This is a genomic window from Streptomyces sp. NPDC020898, from assembly GCF_044333925.1.
Classification (GTDB): Bacteria; Actinomycetota; Actinomycetes; order Streptomycetales; family Streptomycetaceae; genus Streptomyces.
In genome coordinates, this window is record NZ_JBIRRV010000013.1 from 1 (window position 1) to 26475 (window position 26475).

Sequence of the window (26475 nt, forward strand, 5' to 3'; positions counted from 1 at the left end):
GTCCGGCGTTTGAGGACAAGGCCCGTTCAGGGCCGTAGCGGGGGTCTGGGGGCGCAGCCCCCAGGGATGGGAACGGGTAAGGGCGGCGGGGGCGAAACCCTAGCCGTCCCCGAACCTCTCCCCCTTCGCTGCCTTCTCCACCAGCAGGGCCGGCGGAGCGAACCGCTCCCCGTAGCGCTCCGCCAGTTCGCGTGCCCGCACGACGAAGCCGGGTAGGCCGCCCTCGTAGCCGTTGATGTACTGGAGGACCCCACCTGTCCACCCGGGGAAGCCGATCCCGAAGATCGAGCCGATGTTCGCGTCGGCGACCGACGTCAGGACGCCCTCCTCCAGGAGCCTCACCGTGTCCAGCGCCTCCGAGAACAGCATGCGTTCCTGCATGTCCACGAAGGGGATCTCCGCACCCGCGCGCGTGAAGTGCTCCCGCAGCCCCGGCCACAGCCCGGCCCGCTTGCCGCCCTCCGCGTACTCGTAGAAGCCCCCGCCCCCGCTCCGCCCCGTACGGCCGAACTCGTCCACCATGCGGTCGATCACTGCTTCGGCGGGATGCGTGGTCCACGTACCGCCCGCCTCCTCCACCGCCCGCTTGGACTCGGCCCTGATCTTGCGCGGCAGGGTCAGCGTCAGCTCGTCCATCAGGGACAGCACCTTCGCCGGGTAACCGGCCTGGGCCGCCGCCTGTTCGACCGACGCGGGCTCGATGCCCTCGCCGACCATCGCGACACCCTCGTTGATGAAGTGCCCGATGACCCGTGAGGTGAAGAAGCCTCGCGAGTCGTTGACGACGATCGGGGTCTTCCGGATCTGGCGGACCAGGTCGAAGGCCCGCGCCAGCGCCTCCTCCCCCGTCCGCTCGCCCTTGATGATCTCGACGAGCGGCATCTTGTCGACAGGGGAGAAGAAGTGCAGTCCGACGAAGTCGGCCTGTCGTTCGACGCCTTCGGCGAGGGCGGTGATGGGGAGCGTGGAGGTGTTGGAGCACAGCAGCGCGTCCGGTTCGACGATGTGCTGGATCTCCTGGAACACCTTGTGCTTGAGGGCGGTGTCCTCGAAGACCGCCTCGATGACCGCGTCGCAGCCGGCCAGGTCCTGCGGGTCCGCCGTCGCCGTGATGCGGGCGAGCAGCGCGTCCGCCTTCTCCTGGGGCATACGGCCCCGGGAGACGGCCTTCGCGCACAGCTTCTCGGAGTAGTTCCTGCCCTTGGCCGCCGCTTCGGCCGACACGTCCTTGAGGACCACGTCGATGCCCGCGCGGGCGCACGAGTACGCGATCCCCGCGCCCATCATCCCGGCGCCGAGGACCGCCACCCTGCGGACCGGGCGGGGCTCGACGCCCTTGGGGCGGTTGGCGCCCGAGTTGACGGCCTGGAGGTCGAAGAAGAACGCCTGGATCATGTTCTTCGAGGTCTGTCCGGCGGCCAGCTCGACGAAGTAGCGGGCCTCGATGACCTGCGCGGTCTCGAAGTCGACCTGGGCGCCCTCGACGGCCGCCGCGAGGATGCTGCGCGGGGCCGGGTAGGGCGCGCCGTTCGTCTGCTTGCGCAGGTTGGCGGGGAAGGCGGGCAGGTTCGCCGCGAACTTGGGGTTGGCCGGGGTGCCGCCCGGGATGCGGTAGCCGGGCTTGTCCCAGGGCTGCCGCGACTCCGGGTTGGCGTCGATGAAGGCACGCGCCTTGGCCAGCAACTCGTCCTGCGTGGACGCCACTTCGTCGATCAGACCGTTCTGCAGAGCCCGCTGGGGGCTGTATTGCGTCCCCTGGAGCAGCACCTTCAGCAGCGCGTCGGCGATGCCCAGCATGCGTACCGTACGGGCGACCCCGCCGCCGCCGGGGAGGAGGCCGAGGGTGACCTCGGGGCAGCCGATCTTCGTGCCCGGCGCGTCGAGCGCGACCCGGTGGTGGCAGGCCAGCGCGATCTCGTAGCCGCCGCCCAGGGCCGCGCCGTTCATCGCCGCGACCACCGGCTTGCCCAGGGTCTCGATGCGGCGCAGGTCGCGCTTGATGGCGAGGCCGCCCTCGAACAGCTCCTGGGCCGTCTCCGGCGTGACGCGGATCAGGTCGCGCAGGTCTCCGCCCGCGAAGAACGTCTTCTTGGCGGAGGTGACGATGATTCCGCGGATCGTGTCCTTCTCGGCCTCCAGGCGGTCGGTGACCACCGCGAGGGAGTCGCGGAACGCCTGGTTCATGGTGTTCGCGGACTGCTGGGGGTCGTCGAGGACGAGGGTGACGAGACCGGTGCGGTCCTGTTCCCAGCGGATCGTGGTGCTCTGTGTCATGACAGGGATCTCCGTAGAGGAAGCTCAGAAGTCTCTTGCATCACTTGCGTCACTTGCGTCTCTTGATGCCACTGAATCCGCCGGGGTCTCAGCTGATCCGCTCGACGATCGTCGCGATGCCCATGCCGCCGCCCACGCACAGCGTGGCGAGGCCGTACCGCTTGTCCTGGCGCTCCAGTTCGTCGACGAGGGTGCCGAGGATCATCGCGCCGGTGGCGCCCAGCGGGTGTCCCAGGGCGATGGCACCGCCGTTGACGTTGATCTTGTCGAGGGACAGGCCCATGTCCCGCGCGAAGCGGAGTACGACGGCCGCGAAGGCCTCGTTGATCTCCACGAGGTCGATGTCGTCGATGGTCAGCCCGGCCTTGGCGAGCGCCTTGCGGGTGGCGGGCGCCGGACCGGTGAGCATGATCGTGGGCTCGGAGCCGGACACGGCGGCGGAAACGATCCGCGCGCGCGGACGCAGCCCGTAGCGCTCGCCGACCTCCTTGGAGCCGATGGCGACCAGCGAGGCGCCGTCCACGATGCCGGACGAATTGCCCGCGTGGTGGACGTGGTCGATCTTCTCGACCCAGTGGTACGTCTGGAGCGCCACGGCGTCGAAGCCGCCCAGGTCGCCGATGTCCGCGAACGACGGCTTCAGCCGGGCGAGGGAGTCGGCGGTGGTGCCGGGGCGCGGGTGCTCGTCGTGGTCGAGGACGACGAGGCCGCTGCGGTCCTTCACCGGGACGACCGACCGCTCGAAGCGGCCGTCCTTCTGCGCTGCCGCCGCCCGTTCCTGGGAGAGGGCCGCGTACTCGTCGACGTCCCGGCGGGAGAAGCCCTCGATGGTGGCGATGAGGTCGGCGCCGATGCCCTGCGGCACGAAGTTGACGGCGAGGTTGGTCATCGGGTCGTTGAACCACGCACCGCCGTCCGAGCCCATCGGCACCCGAGACATGGACTCGACGCCACCCGCGAGGATCAGGTCCTCCCAGCCCGAACGCACCTTGGCGGCGGCCATGTTGACGGCCTCGAGGCCCGACGCACAGAAGCGGTTCTCCTGGACGCCGGCCACCGTGTCCGGCAGTCCGGCCGCGATCGCGGCGGTCCGCGCGATGTCGGAACCCTGGTCGCCGACCGGCCCGACGACACCCAGCACGACGTCGTCGATCGCGGCCGGGTCGAGGTCCGGGAACCGGTTCCTGACCTCGTGGATGAGGCCGACGACGAGGTCGATGGGCTTGGTGCCGTGCAGGGCTCCGTCCGCCTTGCCGCGACCGCGCGGGGTGCGGATCGCGTCGTACACAAACGCTTCGGTGCTCACTGGTAAGCCTTTCGGGGAGGGTGGGGCGAGCGGGCGCCGGCCGGTGGTCAGCCGCCGTCCTTCAGGAGTCGGGGCACGTCCCAGTCGCGGGCCACGTCCGCCGTGTCGGCGCCCGGCTGGGCGGGGCCGCTGTGGATCGACGTGTGGGTCACGGAGAAGCGGGGCGCGGGGGCCGGCTGGGTGATGCCGCCGTGGTCGGTGAAGGTGCCGCGGGCGGCCAGGTGCGGGTGGTGCGGGGCCTCGCGGAGCGAGAGGACGGGGGCCACGCACGCGTCGGAGCCCTCGAAGACCGCCGTCCACTCGTCCCTCGTACGGGTTCTGAAGCGGGCGGTGACCGCCTCGCGCAGGGCGTCCCAGCGGGTGATGTCCTTGCGGGCGGCGGAGTGTTCCGGGAGGCCGAGCAATGCCAGGAACTCCTCGTAGAACTGGGGTTCCAGCGCGCCGACCGCCATGTACCGGTCGTCGGCGGTCTCGTACGTCCCGTAGTACGGGCAGCCGCCGTCCAGGAGGTTGGCGCCGCGCCGGTCCTGCCAGCCGCCGGCCGCCAGCATGCCGTGGATCATCGTGGCGAGGTGGGCCGCGCCGTCGACGATCGCGGCGTCCACGACCTGGCCGGTGCCCGTCGCGCGCGCGTGGTGGAGGGCGGCGAGGACGCCGACGACGAGGTACAGGGAGCCGCCCGCGTAGTCGCCGAGGAGGTTGGCGGGGGCAGGCGGCGGGGTACCCGGATCGCCGGTCAGGCCGAGGGTGCCGGTCGGGGCGAGGTAGACGATGTCGTGCCCGGCACGGCGGGCGAGCGGGCCTTCCTGGCCCCAGCCGGTCATCCGGCCGTAGACGAGCCCCGGGTTGCGGGCGTGGCAGGTCTCGGGGCCGATACCGAGGCGCTCGGCGACACCGGGGCGGTAGCCCTCCACGAGGATGTCGGCGCGGGCGGCCAGGTCGAGGACCTGTGAGGGCCCTTCGGGTGCCTTGAGGTCGACGATCACCGACCGCTTGTTGCGGTTCGTGACGTCGTACTCGGGGTCGACGGCGAGTCCGGTGCCGCCGGGCCGGTCCACGCGGACGACGTCGGCGCCCAGGTCGGCGAGGAGCATGGCGGCGAACGGGCCGGGCCCGATGCCCGCCAGCTCGACCACCCGCACCCCCGTGAGCGGGCCGGTTCCTGCCGTCCCTGCCACTGACATCGAGCCCCCACTCCCATGACACAACCGATGTGCCACCAGCGATGCTAAGAACGCGTTCCACTCCGCACAAGGCTTCGCGAGGCACAGATTAAGCAAGCGCTTGGCCAAGCTGTTTTCTTCCAGCCATGGACCGGCCGCACGACTCCACTCCCCCTCACGCTAGCCTCGACCACCGACAACGGCGCGGGACGTACGACAAGGGGTGTCATGAACAGGCCGAACGGGACGGAACGCCCGTACGACATCGTGCTGTTCGGAGCCACGGGCTTCGTCGGCACACTCACCGCCGAATACCTCGCCGCGCACGCGCCCGACGGGCTGCGCTGGGCGATCGCGGGCCGCAGCCTGGACAGGCTGGAGCTGCTGCGGGAGCGCCTGGCGGGCGTCGGCAGGGCGGCCCATGTCGGGGTCGTGCAGGCGGACGTGTCCGATCCGGACGCGCTGCGCGCCCTCGCCGGGCACGCGCGCGTGCTGGCCACGACGGTGGGCCCCTATCTGACGTACGGCGAGGAACTCGTCGCCGCCTGCGCGGACGCCGGCACCGACTACCTAGACCTCAGCGGTGAGGCCGAATTCGTCGACCTGATGTACGTCCGGCACGACGCACGCGCGCGGGAGACCGGCGCCCGGCTGGTGCACGCCTGTGGTTTCGACTCCGTCCCGCACGACCTGGGCGCGTACTTCACCGTCGCGCAGCTTCCCGAAGGGGTGCCGCTGACCGTGGACGGGTTCGTGCGCGCCGACGCGATGTTCTCGGGCGGCACGTTCGCCTCCGCTCTCAACCAGTTCTCCCGGGGAACCCGGTTGCTGGCCGCCGCGCGGGACCGCCGACGGCACGAGCCGCGGCTGCTGGGACGGCGGGCGACGGCACCGATGGGCACACCGCGGTACGCGAAGGAGGTCGACGCGTGGGCGCTGCCGCTGCCCACGATCGACCCGCAGGTCGTGGTCCGTTCGGCACGCGCGCTGGAACGGTACGGGCCCGATTTCCGTTACCGCCATTACGCGGCGGTACGGTGGCTGCCCGTCGCGGTGGGCGGGGTGGCCGCGGCCGGTGCGGTGTTCGCGGCGGCGCAACTGGCGCCCGCGCGGCGCTGGTTGTCCGGGCGGCTGGAGCCGGGGGACGGGCCGAGCGCGGAGAGGCGGGCGAAGAGCTGGTTCTCCGTGCGGTTCGTGGGCGAGGGCGGCGGCCGGCAGGTGTTCACGGAGGTCGCGGGCGGCGACCCCGGCTACGACGAGACGGCGAAGATGTTCGCCGAGTCGGCGCTCTGCCTGGCCTTCGACGACCTCCCGGCGACGGCCGGTCAGGTCACCACCGCGGTGGCGATGGGCGACGCGCTGATCGAACGCCTGCGCAAGGCGGGAATCACGTTCCGGGTCGCGTCCAGTCGGTGACGGGCCGCCGGCGGCTAGGGCGCTTCTGATGGATCTCCGTGGAGGAAGGAGCGGCGTCTGGTGCGTGCGATCGCAAGGCGCCGGAGCGCCCTCGATGGGGGTCCCCCCGCTCGAGCGAAGCCGAGAGTGAGGGAGGAGCCACGTGGGCGTTTCGGCAACGCGGCATGGGGGTCCCCCCGCTCGAGCGGAGCCGAGAGTGGGGGAGTGCGTGCCGGGCGCCGCGACGCCGCGGAGATCCATCAGAAGCGCCCTAGGTGCTTACTGGGCCCAGCCCGTGACCGTGTAGATCATGCCGACGATCCAGGCGAGTCCCGCCAGGACGGCGACGATCAGTGCGGCCGTGACGGCGCGCTCGACGGGCTGGGCGGGGCTGGCGGCGGGCTTCGGGGCTCGGTGCGTGGTCATGGACACAGCCTGTCGACAGCTCCGGCCCGCCGGCATCCGTACAGGTACTCAGAACACGTACTCAGATGATCGTTTGATCCTCTCGGGCGGGTGCTTCCGTCAGGTCCTTCAGTGCCCGTCTGCACAGGGAGTCCGCCCGGCGGGTCGTCTCCGGAAGGCGGTATGCCGGGGTGAGCGCGAGGGTGTGGGCGCAGGCCGTTTCGAGGGTCGTGCGGTGGCCGACCGAGACGAACACCGGCTTGACCGCGTCCCGGGTGCGCAGGGCGCGGCCGACCTCCTCCGCGCCCGCCAGGAGCGGGGACGCCGATCCACGCCGGGTTCCCGGTTCCTCGTACGTGAACGTGAACGGGTTCTTCGCGACGCCGATCGTGGGGAGGCCGGTGAGGACGCCCAGGTGGCTGGCGAGGCCGAAACGGCGCGGGTGGGCCAGGCCGTAGCCGTCACAGACGACGAGGCCGGGCGGGGCGGGCAGCGCTTCGAGGGCGGCCAGGACGGCCGGGATCTCGCGGAACGCGAGCAGTCCGGGCACGTACGGGAAGGAGACCCGTCCGACGGCCGTGGCCTCGGCGACGACGTCGAGGGTCACCGCGTCCAGGACGACCGCGGCGGCCACGACGAGGTCCCGCTCGTCGTCGTAGGCGACATCCACGCCCGTCACGTGTCCCGTCCCGGCCGGCGGTCCGGGCTCGTCCAGGACCACCTGCCGTCGCAAGTCGTCCTGGACGGCGCGGGCCTGCTCCTCGGTCGTGGGCCAGCCTGCCGGAAGGGGTACGGTCGTCGTCATCGCCATGGTGATGACGAGCCTACGGGCCGCCGGTCGCCGGTCACTTACCGCCCAGGGCCCGCTTCAGCTGCTCCTTGTTCATGTCCGAACGGCCGTGGACGTTCCGCCGCTTGGCCTCCTCGTAGAGCTGGTCGTACGTCGGCCCCCGGGAGCCCTGGTGCGAGCGCTGACCGCCACGCCTGCCGGACGACATGTCCTCGGTGGACGTACGGCTGGCGGTCTTGGACTCGCCGGCGCGGGCGCGTTCCTTGTTGACGGTCCGCGCGGCGATCTCCTCGGCGCGCTTCTTGCTCTCTCCCCGGTCCTGCGCGCTCTCCTTGATGTGCTCGTACTGACGTTCCCGCTTGGGGCTCGAACCACGTGGCATGACCGTTCACTTCCTTCCTGTCCTGCCGTTGTTGCTGGCCGGTCGGTGAACGGGTACCCGTGCCTCAGGTTTCGAGCCGTGCCACCCGCCCCTTCTCCCCGGCGGCCCAGCAGCCCAGGTCGGGAGTGCAGTCCACGGTGTCGTACGAGCCCGTGTCGACGGTCTTCCAGGTGCGCCCGGCGTCCGTGGTGAGGTCGGTGCCGGTCGGGCCGACCGCGAGCGCGGCGGTGCGGCTGTACGGGAGCCAGGCGACGCCGGAGCGGTAGGCGGGCGGGGATGCGGTGGCCGTCTTCCAGGTGCGGCCGCCGTCCGCGGTGACCGCCCCCGCCTGCGGTGAGGCCTGGTCGGCGCGGTAGTCGCCGCCGACCGCGAGTCCGTGGGTGCGGTCGCGGAAGGCGAGTGCGAAGACGCCGCGGGCCGGGTCGCCCGCGGGTATCGGTGTGTCGGAGGCCGTCCAGGTGAGCCCGCGGTCGGCGGAGTGCAGCACACGCGCGCGTGCACCCCCGCCCGTGGCCAGCCACACATCACGCGGCCCCGAGCTGACCAGGCACTGCCCGCTCGCCGCGAAGCCCGCCTCGCCGTCCAGGGCGGCCGGCATGCCGTCGCTCGGCAGCACCTTCCAGGAGCGTCCGCCGTCGCTGGTGGAGAGGATGCGGAACCTGCCGTCCACCGGGTCGCTCATCGCGAGTCCGTGACGGCGGTCGAAGAAGGTGAGGCAGTCGTAGAAGGCCCTGGCGTCGGTGTTGCGGAACGACTCGGTCCAGGTCTCGCCGCCGTCGTCGGTGCGGTAGACCCGGGAGGCCTCGCCCTCGCCGATGGCCAGGACCACGGCGCGCCGCGCGTCGAACGCCTCGATGTCCCGGAACTGGAGCTCGGCCGCGCCCGGCGGAGAGACGTTTCGCCAGTTCGCTCCGCCGTCGGTGGTACGCAGCACCGTGCCCTGGCTGCCGGCGACCCAGGCGGTGTTCCGGCTGACGGCGGACAGTCCACGGAAGCGGACGTCGGCGGCGCCGCTGTCCTTCGGCGCCCAGTGCGGCGCACGGTGCCCGGGGCCGCTCGCGGCGCCCGCCCCCTCGTACGCCTGCGCGGGGACGGCCAGTCCGGCGGCGACGGCGGCCAGCGCCACCGCGTACGTCCCTGCCACCACCGCTCGCCCCGTCCGCCCCGTACGTCTCGTCTGCCGCTTCATCGACGTGATCCCCAAGAGCCTCATGGCGGGCGAAGGTAGCAGTGATTGAACGCGGTGACAGAGGTCACTCGAATTTCAGGTGCACTGATTGGCTCATTCCAGCGTCTCCTTCAGTGTGCGGACCGTTCCGTCCCGGGAGTCCGGCCAACCGTCACAAGGGAGCATCGCGTTGTCCATCGTCATCGAGCAGCTCGTAGAGGCCCGTCTCGTCGCCGCCGCACCGCGGATGCCGAGCATTCCCGCAACACTCACCTACGACCGGAGCGACCCGTTCGCGGTCCGGATGACCTTCCCCGCCCCGGCCACGCTGGAGGGCGTGGAGGTCTGCTGGACGTTCGCCCGCGAACTCCTCGTGGACGGCATGCAGGACGCGCAGGGCCACGGCGACGTACGAGTGCGGCCGTACGGCTACGGACGTACGGTCCTGGAGTTCCACGCCCCGGAGGGCACCGCGGTTGTGCACGTCCGCTCCGTCGAGCTGCGGAGCTTCCTGGCCGCCACGACGGAGCTGGTGCCCGTAGGCCTGGAGCATCTCCAGACCGACCTGGACCGCGAGCTGGCGGAGCTGATGCGCGACGTGCTGTGAGCGGGCCCGGGACAGCTTTTAATTCGTTGACAGTCTGAAACGCCCTTTCCTACGCTGTACGCGGTCCTGTTGCCGTCGATTGGAGAAGGACGTTGCTCTACTGAGGTCCTGAGACGCCGTGCCCCACACCCTCCAGTGGTGTGTGTGCTCGTGTGCGACCTCGGTGTTCGAGCCGTCCGTTCCCTCCTTCCGGAGCAGGGCCTTTCTCGTGTCACCAGGACTCTCCCGCCGCCCGCCGGTGTCTCGATACGCGTTTGCCCCGACCGCATCAAGCAACCGCGAGGCCGCATGTCAGCCACCACCTCCATCGCAGTCACCTCCCTGTCCTTCGCCTGGCCCGACGGCACCGCCGTCTTCGACGGCCTCGACATCGCCTTCGGCCCCGGCCGCACCGGGCTCGTCGGCGTCAACGGATCAGGAAAGTCAACCCTGTTGAAGCTGATCGCCGGGCAGCTACAGCCCGCCGACGGCACCCTCCGCGTCGCGGGCGACATCGGCTACCTCCCGCAGACCGTCACCCTCGACACCACGCTGCGCGTCGACGAAGCACTCGGCATCGCGGCCAAGCGGGCCGCGCTGCACGCCATCGAGGCGGGTGACGTGGCCGAGGAGCACTTCGAGACGATCGGCGACGACTGGGACGTGGAGGAACGCGCCCTCGTCACGCTCGGCGAACTCGGGCTCGGCCACATTGACCTGGACCGCACGACCGGCGAGGTCTCGGGCGGCGAGTCGGTCCTCCTGCGGCTGGCCGCGCTGCTGCTGAACCGCCCGGACGTCCTCCTCCTCGACGAGCCGACCAACAACCTGGACCTGTACGCGCGCCGCCGGCTGTACACGGCCGTCTCCTCCTGGCCCGGGGTGATGGTCGTGGTCAGCCACGACCGCGAACTCCTCGACCTGGTCAACCAGATCGCCGACCTGCGCGCCGGGGAGGTCACCTGGTACGGCGGCAACTTCTCCGCGTACGAGGAGGCCCTCGCCACCGAACAGGAGGCGGCCGAGCGCATGGTGCGGGTCGCCGAGGCCGACCTGAAGAAGCAGAAGCGCGAACTGGTCGACGCACAGGTCAAGTTGGCCCGCCGCAAGAAGTACGGGCAGAAGATGTTCGAGCAGAAACGCGAGCCGAAAATCGTCATGGGGGCGCGCAAGCGGTCCGCCCAGGAGTCGGCGGGCAAGCATCGGATCATGCACGAGGAGCGGCTCGCCGACGCGAAGGACCGGCTCGACGAGGCGGTGGACGCCGTACGCGACGACGACGAGATCCGCGTCGACCTGCCGTACACGGCCGTACCGCCCGGCCGTACCGTACTCACCCTGCTGGACTTGGAGTTGGCGTACGGAGCGAGCGTGGGCTCCTTCGACCTGCGCGGGCCCGAGCGGGTCGCGCTGATCGGGCGCAACGGCGCCGGCAAGACGACGCTGCTGCGCACGATCGCCGGTGAGCTGCCGCCGGTGTCCGGCGAGACGAAGGCACACGTGCCGTTGCGTTTTCTGCCGCAGCGGCTCGACGTGCTCGACGACGAGCTGACCGTCGCGGAGAACGTGGCCCGGTTCGCCCCGGCCGCCACCAACAACCGGGTCCGCGCCCGGCTGGCCCGCTTCCTGTTCCGGGGCGCCCGCGCCGACCAGCGGGCGGCGACCCTGTCGGGCGGCGAGCGCTTCCGTGCCGCCCTGGCCGCGCTGATGCTGGCGGAACCTGCACCCCAGCTCCTGATGCTGGACGAGCCGACCAACAACCTGGACATGGCGAGTGCACGCCAACTGACGACGGCCCTGGATTCGTACGAGGGCGCACTGATCGTCGCCAGCCACGACCTGCCGTTCCTGGAGTCGATCGGGATCACCCGGTGGCTGCTCCTGGACGGGGAGTTGAGGGAGATCACGCCGGAGGAGGTGGGGTGATGGCCACGTGAGGACGGGGTGATCGTGAGGTGATCGGCAAGGAGGTGCGGGCCCCGGTCCGGCCTCCGGGGCTTTTGTCCGCGCCGACCGGGCTGCATGATGTGCGCGGACACCCCCTTCCGATACGGAGTTCTGCTCGTGCCCAGCAAGAAGGCCCTGATCCGTCGCCCCAGCCCGCGCCTGGCCGAGGGCCTCGTCACGCACATCGAGCGGGCGGCGGTCGACACCGACCTCGCCGTGCGGCAGTGGGAGGCGTACGCGGAGGCGCTGCGTACGCACGGCTGGGAGACCGTCGAGGTGGAGCCGGCGGACGACTGCCCGGACTCGGTGTTCGTCGAGGACGCGGTGGTCGTCTACCGGAACGTCGCGCTGATCGCGCGCCCCGGCGCCGAGTCCCGGCGCGGCGAGACCGGCGGTGTCGAGGAGGCGGTGGCCCGCCTCGGCTGCTCGGTGAACTGGGTCTGGGAGCCGGGCACCCTGGAGGGCGGTGACATCCTCAAGGTCGGCGACACGATCTACGTCGGGCGGGGCGGGCGGACCAACGCCGCCGGTGTGCAGCAGCTCAGGGCCGTGTTCGAGCCGCTCGGCGCCCGGGTCGTGGCCGTACCGGTGAGCAAGGTGCTGCATCTGAAGTCGGCGGTCACGGCGCTCCCGGACGGGACCGTCGTCGGACACGCGCCGCTGGTGGACACGCCGTCCCTCTTCCCGCGCTTCCTGCCGGTGCCCGAGGAGTCCGGGGCGCACGTGGTGCTGCTGGGCGGTGGGAAACTGCTGATGGCGGCGAGCGCGCCGAAGACGGCCGAACTGCTCGCCGATCTCGGCCACGAACCCGTGCTCGTCGACATCAGCGAGTTCGAGAAGCTGGAAGGCTGTGTGACATGCCTCTCGGTCAGGCTGCGGGACCTGTATGCCTGAGGATGACCGGGGTACCCGTTCGGCCTTACGACCTGCGAATCCGGGCGCAGCACCACTCCCGGCATGAAACCCGCTGATCAGGGATCTTTACAGCACTCTTAACTTACGGTGGCGTAACCTACGGGAACGTAGCCTACGATGCCGTAGGTTGAGTTAAGAGCAGTAGCAGTCCCCAGCTGTCTTCACACCTCCGCTCGCACGCCTTTACTGGAGCATTCATGACGATCACTTCTCCGCACCTCGGTAGCCCGTCCGGCGCCTGGACCGACGCCCGGCTGCTGTACGCCCTGGAAGAAGTGGTCGAGACGGAACTCAACCGTCACCTGAAGGTCGCCAAGGACTGGATGCCGCACGAGTACGTGCCGTGGAGCGACGCCCGTAACTTCCCCGGCCTCTTCGAGGACGGCGAGGCCTGGGGCAAGGAGCAGTCCAAGGTCACCGAGCTCGGCCGGATCGCCCTGGTCGTCAACCTCCTCACCGAGGACAACCTTCCCAGCTACCACCACGAGATCGCCAGCCTGTTCGGCCGCGACGGCGCCTGGGGCACCTGGGTGCACCGCTGGACCGCGGAGGAGGGCCGGCACGGCATCGTGATGCGCGACTACCTGCTCGCCTCCCGCGCCGTCGACCCGGACAAGCTCGAAGAGTTCCGTATGCAGCACATGGCCGAGGGCTTCGAGTCGGACAACCGGCACTCGATGCTGCACTCGGTGGCGTACGTCGCCTTCCAGGAGCTGGCCACCCGCGTCTCGCACCGCAACACGGGCCACCAGTCGGGCGACCCGGTCTGCGACCGCATGCTGGCCCGCATCGCGACCGACGAGAACCTTCACATGGTCTTCTACCGGAACCTGCTGAAGGCCGCCTTCGAACTCGCGCCCGACCTGACCATGCAGGCGGTCCGGGACGTGATCGTCAACTTCCGGATGCCCGGTCACGGCATGCCCGGCTTCGAGCGGGCCGCCGCGCAGATGGCGATCGGCGAGGTCTACAACATGCGCATCCACCACGACGACGTGCTCCAGCCCGTCCTGCGCCACCTCAAGGTCATGGACATGGGTGACCTCAGCGGCGAGGGTCTCCAGGCCCAGGAGGAACTCGGCATGTACATGGGCGGCCTGGACGCGGAGGCCTCCAAGTTCGACGCGAAGCTCGCGGCCCGCAAGGCCCGCATGGCGGCCCGCGCCGCCGGCTGACCGACCCGGAGCACCGCACCCTTCACTCCTGCGCCGTCACCTCGTCAGCGCCGCGTCCCGCACGCCGGCCACGGGGTGGCGGCGCAGTGCTTTCAGCCCCTCGCGCCGCCCGTCCGTACGACCCGCGTTCCTCCTACACCGCCAGGACCATCCTCACCGGTGTGAACTCCCGTGTGCGTGCGACAAGTTCGCGTATGCGTCGCGGAAACGGAGGCGGGTCGAGAGCGTTGCGGAGACCGTCGATCCGCTGGTGCCGGGTACGTGGCATGAGCTGGACCGTGCCCGCCCGGAACCGGTCGGCGTACCGGATCGCCCCTCAGCCGGGAGACGGATCGCGCCGGACCGATTTACGTGGCCCGCCCATGGTGCAACGGTGCCCGCAGGGGGTGACGCATCATGGCGCAGACCCATGAATGGATGTTCTACGAGGTCATGTGGCGCGGCTGGGCAGGGCGGGACCGACTCCCGTACCCCGTGCCCTGGTGGGCGCAGCAGGCCTTCCGGCGCTGGAGCGACGACTACGACGCCGGTACGTACGACTCGAAGGAGGCGGCCTTCGCCTCCAACGCCCTGTACCGCTACTGGCACATGGTCGGTGTCAAGGACCACCGGCAGGAGTCCCTGATCGGGCAGGCCGGCGAGATCGAGCCGGTCTATGACAAGTACTGCCTCGCGTTCTTCCTGCACGAGCCGGCGACGGGCACGCTGCGGCTGCCCCAACTCCCGGACGGCGGAAGGGTCGAGCAGTGGATGGCGGAGCCACATCTGCCGGTCGTGGTGACGCGGTTCCACACGCCGGAGGAGGCCGAGTTCGAGCAGCGCACCTTCGCGACGACGGTCGGCGCCCGCCAACGGGACCTGGTCGTCTCACGGTTGGCGGTGCGCAGCCCTGACGGACAGTCCAGGGAAGGGCTGTTGTGTGCGGCGGTCCTGCCGGCCGGGCCGAGCGGCTTCCAGCGGCACGACCGCAACGGCCGCCAGGTCACCGACCGGCGGCTGACGTTCCTGCGGTATCTGCCGAACGAGCAGCGGGTGGAGACCAACTCCGGCTGGGGGCCGGTCTTCGACACCGCGCCCGAGCAGTACGGCGTCTACGGCAACCCGGACTTCTCCCACGACCCGGACACGTATCTCACGCACAGCCCGTTCCACGACCTGGTGACCGGCGGCAAGCTGAACGGCGCGCTGGAGGCGCAGGACCAGGTGGCGGGCATGTGCAGCGCGGTGTTCGCGTGGCCGTTCAGGGTGAGCGGCGACGAGATCTTCAGGGTCGATGTACGCCTGCCCGTCGACCTGTTCACCGGATCCGCCGACCTGACGGAGCTGCGGTCGGCCCCGGCGGCCGAACTGGAGGAGGCGAACCGGGACTTCTGGGCGCCGAAACTGCTGGAACAGGGCGTGCAGCCCGAACTGCCGAGCCGGGTCCGCCACTTGACGGATCTCTTCCGCCAGGCGCGCTCGCAGCTGCTGATGCTCTCCGACCACGGGGAGATCCATCCGGGCCCGACGGTCTACGACTCGTTCTGGATCCGCGACTCGTCCGTGGAGGCGACGGCCTGCTCGCTGGTCGGTGACACCGCCCTGGCCGAGCACCAGTTGGGCACGCACTACCCACTCCGCTTCAACCTCGGTACGGGCCGGATCGGGCCGTGCGCCGAGTACGGCTTCTACGGCGGTCCGCACGAGAAGGACGACCGCGAGTGGGACAGCAACGGCCAGGCGCTGTGGGCGATCGGCCGCTTCGACCGCACCGGCGGGCGCGCGGCGGCCTTCGGGGCGAAGCTGTACGTCCCGTACGTGCGCGACGCCGCCCGCTGGCTCCGCGACAACCGCGACCAGTACGGCCTGCTGCACAGCGGCTGGAGCGCGGAGCACCTCGGTGAGCGCGACAAGCCGCACTACTGGGACGACCTGTGGGGCCTGGCCGGCCTGTACGAGGCGGCCCGTCTCGCCGAGCGGATCGGGGCGCCCGAGGTGCCCGAACTCTGGGGTGCCTTCGACGAGTTGAAGCAGGCCACCGCCGACTCGATCCGCTGGGTGCTGGACGAGCAGCAGCGGCGCGGCGCCTGGGAGACGTACATTCCGACCGGTCCCGGCGATGTCGGCCGGCTCGACTCGACGATGATCGGAACGGCCGCGTACTTCCACCCGCTCCGCCTGCACATGGGCAGCAAACTGGGCGCCGACATCGACCGGGCGGCCCGCTTCACGCTCGACACGATGTTCGCGCACTTCGTGACCGGCGGCTACCGGCACGAGGCGGCCTGGAACGCGTACGGCCCCTATCTCACCCTCCAGTTGGCGCACGCGTATCTGCTCGCGGGCGATCCGGGGCGGATGGACGAGCTGCTCGACTGGGTGGTGCGGGCGGGGTTCCCGTCAGTGGCGGACCGGGCGGTCGCGCTCGGCGCGTGGAACGAGCAGCACGCGTTCTCCATCGCGTCCGAGTTCACCGAAGTGCCGTACCAGCGCTGGTACATGGGCGACATCCCGCACGGCTGGGCAGCCGCCGAGTATCTGCTGCTGATCCGCGACATCCTCTTCTTCGAGGCCGACGAGGACGGCGATCCGCACCTCTACATCGCTCCGGGGGTACGCCCGCACTGGGTGCCGTCGGGCGAACAGGTCGCCGTGGAGTCGGCGCCGACGCTCTTCGGGGAGCCGTTCGGCTACCGGCTCACGCACGATCCGGCCGGGCGGACGGTGACCGTGGAGGTCACGACGGCTCCGGCGGGGGTGCGGTTCGTCTATCCGTGCCAGTTCGGCGAGGTGCGGTCGGCTTCGGCGGACGGGCAGCAGCTTGAGGTGGCGGGCCAGGACGTGCGGGTGCCGGCCGGGACGGAGCGGTTCAGTGTGACGTACGCCTGAGCGGTCAGTGGGACGTGTGCGTGGTGCGCCTGAGGTGGAGCCGTTCCTTCTCGGAGAGGCCGCCCCAGACGCCGAACCGCTCGTCGTTGCTGAGCGCGTACTCCAGGCAGGCGGGGCGCATCTCGCACATCCCGCAGATGCGCTTCGCCTCGCGCACCGAGCTGCCCGGCTCGGGAAAGAAGAAGTCGGCCCCGGTCTGCGCGCACAGGGCCTGCGCCTGCCAGGCGCCGTCCGTGGGGGTCATCGTCTCGTAGTACATGGACGAGATCGTGCCGGGCGGCGAAAAACGTTCGATCAACGTCGGATCAACGGCACGTACCGGACCGCCCGTCAGGCTGCCCGGGGCCCGGCCGGTCGTCCGATGATGCTCCCACCGGACGCGCGAGCGCACGGCGGCGCGCGGCAGTGTTCCGGCAGCGATTGTCAGTGGGCGGTGCGAGACTCGGCAGAGCAGGCAACGGGGCCCTACAGAGGCGGGTCCCCACAGAGGAGGGCAATGATGCTCACCACCCGTTTCGTGACCGGCGCTCCGAACTGGATCGATCTCGGCACCCCCGACATCGAGGGTGCCACCTCCTTCTACCGTGCGCTCTTCGGCTGGGACTTCCGGTCGGCGGGGCCGGAAGCCGGCGGGTACGGCTTCTTCCAGCTGGGTGGGAGGACCGCCGCCGGCGGTATGCAGATGACGGAGGAACAGGGGGGTCCGCCGTCCTGGACGGTGTCCTTCCAGACCCCGGACGTCGACGCCACCGTCAAGACCGCCGAGCAGGCCGGGGGCGGCGCGCCGATGCCGGCCATGGACGTGATGGACGCGGGCCGGATGGCCGTCCTCACGGACACCGCGGGCGCCGTCTTCGGGCTGTGGCAGCCCGCCCGGATCAAGGGCCTGGAGGTAGCCGGCGACGCCGGTTCCCTGTGCTGGGTGGAGCTGTACACGACGGACGTACCCAAGGCCGCCGCGTTCTACGGCACGGTGCTGGGCCTGGAGACCTCGGCGGCGCCGTTCCCGGGCGGCACGTACACGTGCGTGAACCCGGCGGGTACCGGGGAGGACGGGATGTTCGGCGGTGTCATGGACGTGGACGACGACCCGACGGGCACGGAGACCACTCCGTACTGGCTGCCGTACTTCGAGGTCCCCGACACGGACGCGGCGGTCGCCACGGCCCAGGAGCACGGCGGCCAGGTCCGGATGCCGGCCACAGACATGGAAGGCGTCGGCCGCATGGCCAAACTCACCGACCCGTACGGCGCCCGCTTCGCAGTGATCAAGAGCGCACCGGCACAGATGTAAGGAGAAAACAGGAGGATGCGGGGAGCCGCCCGGGGCGGGGCCGAACGGGACCTCTCAAGGCCCGGTGCGGTGCAGCGCCCCTAAGGGGCGCGGGGCTGTGTCGTTTTGCGGCTCCGCCGCGGGGCGCGACCAGCCCCCACCGGGCCCGCGGCAAACGAACCGCCTACCCCGCGGAGCGCTACGCCGAGGCGCGACGAACCAGCGTGGTCGGCAGGACCACGCCAGCCGGCGCACCCGCCAAACCTGCCTCACCGCCGGAGGCAACCGCCCCCAACAGCAGCCGCGCCATCAGCCTCCCCATCTCCTCGATGGGCTGGCGGACCGTGGTGAGCGGGGGGTCGGTCTGTTCGGCGACCGCCAGCATGTCGTCGAAGCCGACGACAGCCACGTCCTCGGGGACGCGCCGTCCGCGTTCACGCAGGACGCGCAGTGCACCCGAGGCCGCGAGGTCGTTGGCCGCGAACACGGCGTCCAGGTCCGGGCGCCGCTCCAGGAGTTCCCGCATCGCGCGTTCCCCGCCCGCCGGGGTGAAGTCGCTCTCGGCGATCAGTGCCGGGTCGGCGTCGGGCCGGACAGCCCGGAACCCGTCGAGCCGGTCCGCGGCCGAGGTCTGGTCGAGAGGGCCCGTGATGTGGGCGATCCGCGTCCGCCCGAGGCCGACGAGATGCCGTACGGCGGCCTGGGCGCCGCCCCGGTTGTCGCTGTCGACGTACACGGCGTGGCGCGTGCCGTCACTCCAGCCGGGCCGGCCGCCGAACACGGTGGGCACGCCGGCCCGCTGGACCAGGCCCGGCAACGGGTCGTCGAGGTGCAGCGAGAAGACGAGCGCGCCGTCGACATGCCCGCCGGCGAGGTAGCGGCCGACGCGGGAGTGGTCGTCGCGTCCTTCGGTGAGCAGCAGCACGAGTTGGGAGTCGTGGGCGGTCAACTCCTTGCTGATTCCCCGGAGTTGCAGGGCGAAGAAGGGGTCGGCGAAGACCCGTGTCTCCGGTTCGGCGATGACGACGGCGACGGCGTCGTGCCGCCTGGTCACCAGGGAGCGGGCCGCCTGGTTGGGCACGTACCCGAGTTCTTCCACGGCTTGCCTGACCCGTTCGGCGAGGGGTTCGCGCACGCCGTCCCCGCCGTTGACGACCCGCGACGCGGTGGCCCGGGAGACCCCTGCCAGCGCGGCCACGGCCTCCAGGGTGGGACGCGACGCGGTCTCGGTCACTTCGGGGCTCCTCATCGGCGGCTACCGATCAGGATAGTCCCGGCCCGGCACCGGATGAGAGCGCTCTCGGGGCCTCGTCAGTGCTCGTGCGACGACTGCGACTCCCCCGCCCGCCCAGCGGCATCCGCGGCACCCGCAGCACCGTGCGGCTCATACCCGGGAATCGTCCCGTCCGCCTTCCGCACCAGGAACAGCCCCGCCATCCCCATGTCGGAGTGGCTCTGCACATGGCAGTGGTACATCCACGCGCCCGCCCCGACCCCCTCCCCCGCGATCACCTGGAAGCCGAAGGAGTCCGCCGGGCCCACGATCTTGTTGTCGACGACCTGACTCGGGTCGTCGGGGCCGGTGAGCAGGCCGGTGCGGTTGTCCGCCCAGCGGTGACCGTGCATATGGAAGGTGTGGTAGTACTCGCCGTGCGTGATCATCACGAACTCGACGCGATCACCCACCGTGGCCTCGAAGTTCGGGCTCTGATGGCCCGGCCGGTTGTTGATCGTCATGTCGTTGAAGACGATCGTGTACGTGGTGTCGGGGAGGATGTCTCCCTTGCGCCGGACGATCGCCGGCCCGTAGAGGCCCTTGCGGAGGCCGCCGGTGCCGTGTTCGGTGCCGACGACGTGGTCGTGGTAGTGCCAGTAGCCCGCACTGCCCGCCCGCCAGGTGCCGTCGGCCCGGCGGCCGGGGACGTGGGTGCGCCAGGTGTAGGTGCGGGTGCCGCCGGGTTCGACCTCACTGTGCGTCAGTTTCGTGCCGTCGCTGGAGATCTCGTAGTCCATGCCGTGCACATGCAGGCTCACGGCGACGTCGGTGGTGTTCTCCAGGGTGATGTGCGCCGTGTCGCCCTCGTTCAGCTCGATCAGGGGACCGGGCACCGACGCCGTTCCTTTCGCGAAGCCGTAGCCCATCTGCCCGTCGGCGAGCCGCTCCGCGTACAGCTGGATGTGCCGCACCTCGCCGCCCGCCGGGGCCGTCTTCGCGGGTGCGGCGGCCGCGGCGGTCGCGCTGCCGGCCTCCGGGGCGACCGACAACGATGTCGCGACGGCCGCACCACCGAGCAGCACCCGCCGGTTGAAGTCACGCCTGTCCATGCCGAACTCCCCACCCTGGTAAGGCAATTACACAGAGGGAACGAGAAGGAACGAGTGGTCACAAGAGGAACCGGTGAGACGGTAGCGGCACCGGACCCGTTTATCCACACTCAGGACAAAGTTCGTGCCATCCCGGTCATACCTCTTGGCGAGCCGCCCAAAGGGGTCTAGCTTCCTTTGCGTTTGCTGTGACCGAGGAGGGGTGGGTGACCACATGCGGTTCACATCGCATCAAAAACCTATGGCCTTACGAGGGTTGAGCCGGCGGAGACGGACCTGGGCGGCCACCGTCGCCGCCGGAGTCGTCACCGCCGGGCTGCTGTCCGGGCCCGAGGCAAGTGCGCGACCGGCCCCGGAACCGTCAGCGACAACGATGTCCGTCAAGGCGCCGCCCGGCGGCACCGGCGTACGCGTACTCGTCTTCCACGGTTCCGCGGCGGCCGGGGAGGAGTCTCCGGTGGTCAACGCCGGGATCGAGGCGATCGAGCGGATCGGGCTGACCGGCCCGGTGGAACAGCGCTTCGAGGTCGAGGCGACGGACGACGCCTCGGTGTTCACGGACGGCTCCCGGCTCGGGACCTTCAACGCGATCGTCTTCCTGACCGGCGGCGGTGACGTCCTCGACCCGGATCAGGAGGCCGGGCTGGAGACGTACATGGAGGCCGGCGGGGGGTTCGTCGGTATCCATGGCGCCGCCCGCGCGGAACCGTACTCCGACTGGTTCACCGGACTGCTGGGCGCCCGGCCGGCGGCCACCAGCCCGACAGCCGTACAGCGCAAGACCGTTGAGGTCGGCGACCGGCAGCACCCCGCCACCAAGGAACTGCCGGCGCAGTGGAAGCGGCCGGACCAGTGGCTGAACTGGGTGAAGAACCCGTCCGGTGAGGTGCACACCGTGGCCCGGGTGCGCGAGTCGACGTACAAGCCCGGTGCGAGCGCCAACGGCTGGGATCACCCGGTCAGTTGGTGCCGTGACTATGACGGCGGACGTTCCTTCTACACCGGCATGGGCGGCACGGCGTCGTCGTACGACGAGACGGACTTCCGGACCCATCTGCGCGGGGCGCTGCTGTGGACGACGCGGCTGGTGCGGGCCGACTGCAAGGCCACCATCAACTCCAGTTACAAGGCGGAGCGCCTGACGCAGCCCAACCAGCCGGGGCAGAGCGACCAGATCGGTGAGCCGCACGGGCTGGTGACCGCGCCCGACGGGCGGGTGTTCTACATCGGCCGGGGTGGCGCCGACTCGTCCCAGCCGGTGGTCACCGACTGGAACAACCCTGATATCGGCAAGGGCAAGGGGCAGATCCACGTCTACGACCCGAGGACCAAGAAGGTCACTCTGGCGGGCGAGTTGACCGTCTTCGGCAACAAGGGCGGCGGCGACGAGCTGATCAAGGTCGAGGAGGGGCTGCTCGGCATCGAGCTCGATCCGTCCTTCGAGCGCAACGGCTGGGTGTACCTCCACTACACGCCCCACTCGCGGATCAACCGCGACACCAGGATGGCCGAACGCTACGTCTCCCGCTTCACCCTCGACCCGGCCACCAACCGGCTCGACCTGAACAGCGAGAAGGTGCTGCTCAAGTGGCCGGTGCAGATCCACAGTTGCTGTCACTCGGGCGGCGGGATGGCCTGGGACTCCCAGGGCAATCTGTACATCGCCACCGGTGACAACAACTCCAGCCAGTTCAGCGAGGGTTACTCCGGCAACAACCCCCAACCGGCCTACAAAGGCGTGTCGTTCGCCGACGCCCGGCGCACCGCCGGCAACACCAACAACCTCAACGGCAAGATCCTGCGCATCCATCCGGAGTCCGACGGCACCTACACGCTCCCCGAGGGCAACCTCTTCACGGGCCGGGAGACCGACGAGGGCGGCGGCAAGACGCGCGGCGAGATCTATGTGATGGGGGTCAGGAACCCGGCCCGCATCTCCGTCGACAAGGCCACCGACACCCTGTACGCGGGCTGGGTCGGGCCGGACGCGAGCGCGCCCTCGACGACCTGGGGTCCGGCGAAGTACGACACGTTCGCCGTCATCACCGGGGCGGGCAACCGGGGTTGGCCGTACTGCATGGGCAACAAGCAGCCCTATCGGGACCGTAATCTGCCCGATCCGTCGAAGCCGCTGGGCTGGTACGACTGCGACCACCCGAAGAACGAGTCGCCGAACAACGACGGTCTGGTCAACCTCCCGCCGGTCACCGGCAACAACATCTGGTACTCGCCCCAGGGCGGCGGCCCCGACTTCCCCCGCGACGCCAACGGCATCCCGTCCTACAAGCAGGCGGAGAGCACCTATCTGCTGCCGTGGCTCAAGGGCGGCGGCCAGGCCGCGATGGACGGACCGGTCTACCGCTACGACGCGGCGAGCGCCAACACGACCAAGTGGCCGGCCTACTGGGACGGCAAGTGGTTCGTCGGCGACTTCTACGACGCCGACCAGCCGCGCAACGCGGTGCTCATGGACCCGAAGACCCAGGGCGACGGCGGACTGCCCATCCACTCCGAGTCGTTGAAGAAGATCGTGCCGATCGGGAACGACGGCATCAAGAACCTCATGGACTGGAAGTTCGGTCCCGACGGCACGCTGTACGTCCTCGACTACGGCCGGGGTTTCTTCACCTCGGACGCCAAGTCGGCGCTGTGGCGGGTCACTTACACCGGTGGGGGCCCGACTCCCGCGGTCGGCGATCTCGCGAGGGGAGCGGAGTAGTGCGAGCAGTGCGCAGACGCAGACACCTCTGGACGGCCCTGTTGGCGTCCCTGTTCATGGTCCTCGGACTGACCTCGGCGGCAGGGGCGCGCACCGCTGCCGAGCCGGCCGCCGAACCCGCCGCCGCGCAGGTCCTCACCTGGACGGCCGGCGACGACATCGCCAAGTACGTCTCCGCGCCCGCGACCGCGGTGGCGGGCGCGACGACGATCGTCTTCGAGAACAGTGTGGCGACCGGCAACACCATCGGAATGCCGCACACGTTGACGTTCGACACCATCGATCCGGAGTACAACAACGACGTCCAGCTCAACATCCTCGCCAACCCGAACGATGACCAGGGCGGCCGGCACACCGCCGAGGTCACCCTCACCCCGGGCCGTTACCGCTACTACTGCACGATCCCGGGTCACGGCCAGATGCAGGGCATCCTCGTGGTGAGGGAGGGCGACGGCTCCGACACGACGGCTCCGGAGACCTCGGCGACCGTCACAGGTGCGCAGAACGCGCAGGGCGAGTACGTCGGTTCGGCGAGCGTGACGATCAACGCGACCGACGAGGGCGGTTCCGGCGTCGACCGGATCGAGTACGCGATCGGTGCCGACGGCGCGTGGCAGCCGTACACCACACCGGTCGTGATCGACCAGGTCGGCAGCCACCAGGTGCGCTACCGGGCGTTCGACAAGTCGGGCAACGCGGCCGCCGAGAAGAGCGCCGCGTTCACGGTGGTCCCGCCACCGACGGACGACACGACGCCGCCGGAGACCTCGGCAACGGTGAGCGGCGAGCAGAACGCGGGCGGCGCGTATCTCGACATGGCGACGGTCACCGTCTCCGCCTCGGACACCGGGTCCGGGGTCAACACGGTCGAGTACGCGGTGAACAGCGGGAGTTGGCAGCCGTACAGCGGGCCGGTGATGGTGCACCAGCTCGGCAGTCACACCGTCCGGTTCCGCGCCACCGACAAGGCGGGCAACGTCTCCGCCGAGAAAAGCGTCGCGTTCACCGTCGTGGCGCAGCCTGCCGAGGACACCACCCCGCCCGTGACCGGGGTGACCGTCGAGGGCACCCGGAACGCGAACGGCGCCTACGTCAACAGTGCCAAGGTGACCGTGAGCGCGACGGACCACGGCGGTTCGGGTGTCGCCACGGTCGAGTACTCGCTCGACGGCGGGCCCTATCTGGCGTACACCGCACCGGTGGTGGTCGACCGGGCGGGCGCGCACTCCGTGGCGTACCGGGCGAGCGACAAGGCGGGCAACACCAGCGACGCGCGTTCGGTGAGCCTGACGGTCGTGGCAGGCGGCGGGGTTCCGGCGCCCAACTGCCCTGAGTACGACGAGCGGTTGACGGTGATCGTCGGCACGGTCGACTCGGGTGTGCCCAACCGGGTCACCAACAGCCGGTGCCGGATAGGTGAGTTGATCGAGGACGAGCGGGAGTGGACGTCGCACGCCCTGTTCCTCAAGCACGTACGGACCGTCCTCGACCAGCTCGTCAAGGACGGTGCCGTCGACGAACGCGAGGACGCGGCGATCGACGAGGCCGCCCGCGCGTCCGGCATCGGCAAGCCGGGCCAGACCGAGGGATACCGCACGATCCTCGACGGTACGCCGGAGTCCTTCGCCAAGTGGCAGCAGGTGGGCGGCGGTTCGTTCGCGCCGAACGGCGACGGGTCGATCACCAGCGGCACGACGGTCGGGGGCCTGGGCATGCTGTGGTTCCCGGAGCGCAAGTACGGCGACTTCTCGCTGAAGCTCCAGTGGCGTGACGACGCGCCCGGCACCGGCAACGCCAACTCCGGTGTGTTCGTGCGGTTCCCGTATGTCCACGACCACCCGGAGGAGGCACGGCCCGAGTGGGTCGCCATCAAGTACGGGCACGAGGTGCAGGTGCTCGACCGGCCCGACGGCGACATGTACAAGACGGGTTCGGTCTACGGCTTCGACCGGGTGGGCCTCGCCGGGGCCGGCGTCACGCAGAAGGGCACCTGGAACGACTACGAGATCCGGGTGGTCGACCAGCACTACTCGGTGTTCCGCAACGGCGTGCTGATCAACGAGTTCGACAACACCGGCGGCCAGGACTTCACCCCGCCGCGCTCGGACGATCCGGGCACGGACGGGCGGCGGTTCGCGTCCGGGTATGTCGGCCTCCAGGTGCACGGGACGACGGATGTGGTGTCGTACCGGGACATCCGGATCAAGGACCTGTGAGGCGGGCGATGCGACCAACTGCCGTGACAGTCAAGGCGAGTTAGGGGGCGAAGGCAGCGGTCCGGCGCGTCACCACCATGCTCAGGGGGCTGGGCCTCAGGGTCCCCTTGACCAGCGGGGTCACCTCCCGTCCGGTGGCGTGCCGGAACCGCCAGTGCCGCAGCAGGGTCGCGACGACGAGCGGGATCGCCGTCCGGCCGAACACATCACCGATGCACTGGCGCGTACCGGCCCCGAACGGAAGGTGTGCCTCCTGCTGGGCGTCGGAGACCCGGTCGGGGAGCCACCGGTCGGGGTCGAAGCGGTGCGGGAAGGGAAACGCCCGGGCGTCGCGGTGCAGGCAGTACAGACTGAAGACGATGTCCGCGCCGCCGGGAATGTGGTGGCCGCCGAGAACGGCGGGGCCTGTGGTGACACGGCTGAGCAGCCAGAACGGCGGGTAGAGGCGCAGCACTTCGGCGAACACCCGCTTGAGCAACGGCAGGTTGCCGAGGTCCTCGGCCCGCAGCGGCCGGTCACCGACGGCGATCCGCAGTTCGCCGAGGACGGCCTCCTCGACCTGGGGATGGGCGGACAGAATGTGCAGGAGCCAGGCCGCCGCGCTGCCGGTGGTCTCGATGGCGGCCATCAGCATGCCGACGACCTGTTCGGTCAGTTCGGTATCGGTGAGGGCGGCGCCGGTGCGGGGGTCGGTGGCGTGCATCATCGCGGAGAGCAGGTCGCCCCGGTCGCGTCCGCCGCCGCGGTACGTCTGGATCTCCCTGTCGATGATGCGGTTGATGCCGTTCAGGGCAGCCCGGTAGCCGATGTTGGCGGGCAGCGGCATGCTGTGCACCCAGGCGACCGGGAGCAGCATCCTGCGGTACAGCCCGGCGAGCAGATGAGGGAACAGCCGCTGGATGTCCTGCCCCGCCTGCACGGTGCCCGGACCGGAGAACAGGGTGCGGGTGACGACCTCGGCGGCCAGCCGGTGCATGCTCTGCACCATCTCCAGCCGCTGTCCGTCCTGCCAGGATCGCGCCAGGGCGTCCGCGCACGCCTCCGTCACCCGGGAGTAGTCGACGATCCGCCGCCGCTGGAAGGCGGGTTGGAGAATCGGCCGCTGCACCTGGTGGTCGGCCGCGGGGCAGGTGGCCACACTGTTGCCGGCCAGGGTCCGTACGCCCTCGGTGAAGATGCCGCCCTTGTCGAAGGTCCCCGGGTCGGCGAGCAGTTGCCGTACGAGATCCGGCCGGGTCACCAGATGGACGGGCCGTGGACCGACGCGCACCACGACGACGCCGGTGCGGGCGCCCGCGCCGATGTGCTGGCGTTCGAAGAAGAGAAGGGGGTCGCGCAGGATCTGCCACAGATGCCCGGCCATCGGGAGGGCGCCGGGGGCGGCCGGCGGGGCGGTGACCGTCAAGGCCGGATTCATGGCGCGTGTCCCCCAAGGTCGAACTTGTCCTGGCGCAGAGCCCGTACGGTCGCAGGTCCGGCCGTCGCCGAGGAAGGCGCCCGGAGGCAGCGCCCGGTGCACCGGGGAGGCTTGACTCCCGCCCCGTACGCCCCTGACTGCCCGTCTGATC

General features: G+C 70.4%; 20 protein-coding genes. 9 read left to right on the top strand and 11 right to left on the bottom strand.

Going from position 1 to position 26475, the window contains the following annotated elements; all coding sequences use genetic code 11:
* Positions 1-99 precede the first annotated feature (99 nt).
* The 3 genes from ACH4TV_RS33010 to ACH4TV_RS33020 all read right to left on the bottom strand — a co-directional run bounded on the left by ACH4TV_RS33010 (position 100) and on the right by ACH4TV_RS33020 (position 4764).
* Entirely contained in the window at positions 100-2274 is a 2175-nt protein-coding gene (locus tag ACH4TV_RS33010; protein ID WP_398404621.1) for a 3-hydroxyacyl-CoA dehydrogenase NAD-binding domain-containing protein, read from the bottom strand.
* Between the two features lie 88 nt (positions 2275-2362).
* Positions 2363-3580, bottom strand: coding sequence for an acetyl-CoA C-acetyltransferase (locus tag ACH4TV_RS33015; RefSeq protein WP_398404623.1), 1218 nt, complete (start codon positions 3578-3580; stop codon positions 2363-2365).
* Positions 3581-3627: 47 nt separating this feature from the next.
* Positions 3628-4764 carry a CaiB/BaiF CoA transferase family protein gene (locus ACH4TV_RS33020; protein ID WP_398404625.1) on the bottom strand — a complete coding sequence of 379 codons (1137 nt, stop codon included), beginning with the start codon at positions 4762-4764 and terminating at the stop codon, positions 3628-3630.
* Between the two features lie 207 nt (positions 4765-4971).
* Here ACH4TV_RS33020 and ACH4TV_RS33025 point away from each other — a divergent pair, with 207 nt between their 5' ends.
* On the top strand, positions 4972-6159 hold the full coding sequence (locus ACH4TV_RS33025) for a saccharopine dehydrogenase family protein (RefSeq protein ID WP_398404627.1): 1188 nt from the start codon (positions 4972-4974) through the stop codon (positions 6157-6159).
* A 258-nt stretch (positions 6160-6417) separates the two neighbouring features.
* On the opposite strand, the gene mmpA is transcribed toward ACH4TV_RS33025, so the two are convergent.
* The 4 genes from mmpA to ACH4TV_RS33045 form a co-directional block, all read right to left on the bottom strand.
* Positions 6418-6564 carry a morphogenic membrane protein MmpA gene (gene mmpA / locus ACH4TV_RS33030; RefSeq protein ID WP_235473531.1) on the bottom strand — a complete coding sequence of 49 codons (147 nt, stop codon included), beginning with the start codon at positions 6562-6564 and terminating at the stop codon, positions 6418-6420.
* 61 nt (positions 6565-6625) lie between these two features.
* Positions 6626-7354 carry an endonuclease V gene (locus ACH4TV_RS33035; protein ID WP_398404630.1) on the bottom strand — a complete coding sequence of 243 codons (729 nt, stop codon included), beginning with the start codon at positions 7352-7354 and terminating at the stop codon, positions 6626-6628.
* A 34-nt stretch (positions 7355-7388) separates the two neighbouring features.
* On the bottom strand, positions 7389-7715 hold the full coding sequence (locus ACH4TV_RS33040) for a plasmid stabilization protein (RefSeq protein WP_398404632.1): 327 nt from the start codon (positions 7713-7715) through the stop codon (positions 7389-7391).
* A 64-nt stretch (positions 7716-7779) separates the two neighbouring features.
* On the bottom strand, positions 7780-8904 hold the full coding sequence (locus tag ACH4TV_RS33045; RefSeq protein WP_398404634.1) for a WD40/YVTN/BNR-like repeat-containing protein: 1125 nt from the start codon (positions 8902-8904) through the stop codon (positions 7780-7782).
* A 169-nt stretch (positions 8905-9073) separates the two neighbouring features.
* Between ACH4TV_RS33045 and ACH4TV_RS33050 the strand changes: the two genes are divergently transcribed.
* The 5 genes from ACH4TV_RS33050 (at position 9074) to ACH4TV_RS33070 (ending at position 16374) form a co-directional block, all read left to right on the top strand.
* Positions 9074-9490, top strand: a complete 417-nt coding sequence (locus ACH4TV_RS33050) for an SsgA family sporulation/cell division regulator (protein WP_398404635.1) — start codon at positions 9074-9076, stop codon at positions 9488-9490.
* A gap of 288 nt (positions 9491-9778) precedes the next feature.
* The gene (locus ACH4TV_RS33055) at positions 9779-11395 is read left to right on the top strand and encodes an ABC-F family ATP-binding cassette domain-containing protein (protein ID WP_398404637.1); all 1617 of its coding nucleotides are present in this window, start codon (positions 9779-9781) and stop codon (positions 11393-11395) included.
* Positions 11396-11533: 138 nt separating this feature from the next.
* Positions 11534-12310, top strand: coding sequence for a dimethylargininase (gene ddaH, locus ACH4TV_RS33060; RefSeq protein ID WP_398404639.1), 777 nt, complete (start codon positions 11534-11536; stop codon positions 12308-12310).
* A gap of 218 nt (positions 12311-12528) precedes the next feature.
* Complete coding sequence (locus ACH4TV_RS33065) at positions 12529-13506, top strand: acyl-ACP desaturase (protein ID WP_398404641.1); 978 nt, start codon at positions 12529-12531, stop codon at positions 13504-13506.
* A 396-nt stretch (positions 13507-13902) separates the two neighbouring features.
* Positions 13903-16374 (top strand): hypothetical protein, encoded by a 2472-nt coding sequence (locus tag ACH4TV_RS33070; RefSeq protein ID WP_398404643.1) that lies wholly within the window; start codon positions 13903-13905, stop codon positions 16372-16374.
* Positions 16375-16378: 4 nt separating this feature from the next.
* Here the strand turns inward: ACH4TV_RS33070 and ACH4TV_RS33075 are convergent, their stop codons facing one another.
* The gene (locus ACH4TV_RS33075; protein ID WP_398404645.1) at positions 16379-16633 is read right to left on the bottom strand and encodes a WhiB family transcriptional regulator; all 255 of its coding nucleotides are present in this window, start codon (positions 16631-16633) and stop codon (positions 16379-16381) included.
* Between the two features lie 240 nt (positions 16634-16873).
* On the opposite strand from ACH4TV_RS33075, the gene ACH4TV_RS33080 reads away from it, so the two are divergent.
* Positions 16874-17668, top strand: coding sequence for a VOC family protein (locus ACH4TV_RS33080; RefSeq protein ID WP_398405133.1), 795 nt, complete (start codon positions 16874-16876; stop codon positions 17666-17668).
* Positions 17669-17846: 178 nt separating this feature from the next.
* Here ACH4TV_RS33080 and ACH4TV_RS33085 read toward each other — a convergent pair whose 3' ends face one another.
* Together ACH4TV_RS33085 and ACH4TV_RS33090 are read right to left on the bottom strand one after the other, a co-directional pair.
* Entirely contained in the window at positions 17847-18881 is a 1035-nt protein-coding gene (locus tag ACH4TV_RS33085; RefSeq protein WP_398404647.1) for a LacI family DNA-binding transcriptional regulator, read from the bottom strand.
* A 77-nt stretch (positions 18882-18958) separates the two neighbouring features.
* Positions 18959-19972 carry a multicopper oxidase domain-containing protein gene (locus tag ACH4TV_RS33090; protein ID WP_398404649.1) on the bottom strand — a complete coding sequence of 338 codons (1014 nt, stop codon included), beginning with the start codon at positions 19970-19972 and terminating at the stop codon, positions 18959-18961.
* Between the two features lie 241 nt (positions 19973-20213).
* On the opposite strand from ACH4TV_RS33090, the gene ACH4TV_RS33095 reads away from it, so the two are divergent.
* Entirely contained in the window at positions 20214-22691 is a 2478-nt protein-coding gene (locus tag ACH4TV_RS33095) for a ThuA domain-containing protein (RefSeq protein WP_398404651.1), read from the top strand.
* A gap of 56 nt (positions 22692-22747) precedes the next feature.
* A complete protein-coding gene (locus ACH4TV_RS33100) occupies positions 22748-24907 on the top strand; it encodes an OmpL47-type beta-barrel domain-containing protein (protein WP_398405135.1) in 2160 nt (719 codons plus the stop codon).
* 40 nt (positions 24908-24947) lie between these two features.
* Here the strand turns inward: ACH4TV_RS33100 and ACH4TV_RS33105 are convergent, their stop codons facing one another.
* The gene (locus ACH4TV_RS33105; protein ID WP_398404653.1) at positions 24948-26324 is read right to left on the bottom strand and encodes a cytochrome P450; all 1377 of its coding nucleotides are present in this window, start codon (positions 26322-26324) and stop codon (positions 24948-24950) included.
* Between the last annotated feature and the right edge of the window lie 151 nt (positions 26325-26475).

Excerpts from the sequence above, each read along its gene's own strand:
- mmpA (WP_235473531.1), bottom strand. The coding sequence starts at position 6,564 with ATGACCACGCACCGAGCCCCGAAGCCCGCCGCCAGCCCCGCCCAGCCC.
- ACH4TV_RS33025 (WP_398404627.1), top strand. The coding sequence starts at position 4,972 with ATGAACAGGCCGAACGGGACGGAACGCCCGTACGACATCGTGCTGTTC.
- ACH4TV_RS33045 (WP_398404634.1), bottom strand. The coding sequence starts at position 8,904 with ATGAAGCGGCAGACGAGACGTACGGGGCGGACGGGGCGAGCGGTGGTG.
- ACH4TV_RS33095 (WP_398404651.1), top strand. The coding sequence starts at position 20,214 with ATGGCCTTACGAGGGTTGAGCCGGCGGAGACGGACCTGGGCGGCCACC.
- ACH4TV_RS33020 (WP_398404625.1), bottom strand. The coding sequence starts at position 4,764 with ATGTCAGTGGCAGGGACGGCAGGAACCGGCCCGCTCACGGGGGTGCGG.
- ACH4TV_RS33090 (WP_398404649.1), bottom strand. The coding sequence starts at position 19,972 with ATGGACAGGCGTGACTTCAACCGGCGGGTGCTGCTCGGTGGTGCGGCC.
- ACH4TV_RS33010 (WP_398404621.1), bottom strand. The coding sequence starts at position 2,274 with ATGACACAGAGCACCACGATCCGCTGGGAACAGGACCGCACCGGTCTC.
- ACH4TV_RS33100 (WP_398405135.1), top strand. The coding sequence starts at position 22,748 with ATGGTCCTCGGACTGACCTCGGCGGCAGGGGCGCGCACCGCTGCCGAG.
- ACH4TV_RS33070 (WP_398404643.1), top strand. The coding sequence starts at position 13,903 with ATGGCGCAGACCCATGAATGGATGTTCTACGAGGTCATGTGGCGCGGC.
- ACH4TV_RS33075 (WP_398404645.1), bottom strand. The coding sequence starts at position 16,633 with ATGTACTACGAGACGATGACCCCCACGGACGGCGCCTGGCAGGCGCAG.
- ACH4TV_RS33040 (WP_398404632.1), bottom strand. The coding sequence starts at position 7,715 with ATGCCACGTGGTTCGAGCCCCAAGCGGGAACGTCAGTACGAGCACATC.
- ACH4TV_RS33055 (WP_398404637.1), top strand. The coding sequence starts at position 9,779 with ATGTCAGCCACCACCTCCATCGCAGTCACCTCCCTGTCCTTCGCCTGG.
- ACH4TV_RS33080 (WP_398405133.1), top strand. The coding sequence starts at position 16,874 with ATGCTCACCACCCGTTTCGTGACCGGCGCTCCGAACTGGATCGATCTC.
- ACH4TV_RS33035 (WP_398404630.1), bottom strand. The coding sequence starts at position 7,354 with ATGGCGATGACGACGACCGTACCCCTTCCGGCAGGCTGGCCCACGACC.
- ACH4TV_RS33065 (WP_398404641.1), top strand. The coding sequence starts at position 12,529 with ATGACGATCACTTCTCCGCACCTCGGTAGCCCGTCCGGCGCCTGGACC.
- ACH4TV_RS33105 (WP_398404653.1), bottom strand. The coding sequence starts at position 26,324 with ATGAATCCGGCCTTGACGGTCACCGCCCCGCCGGCCGCCCCCGGCGCC.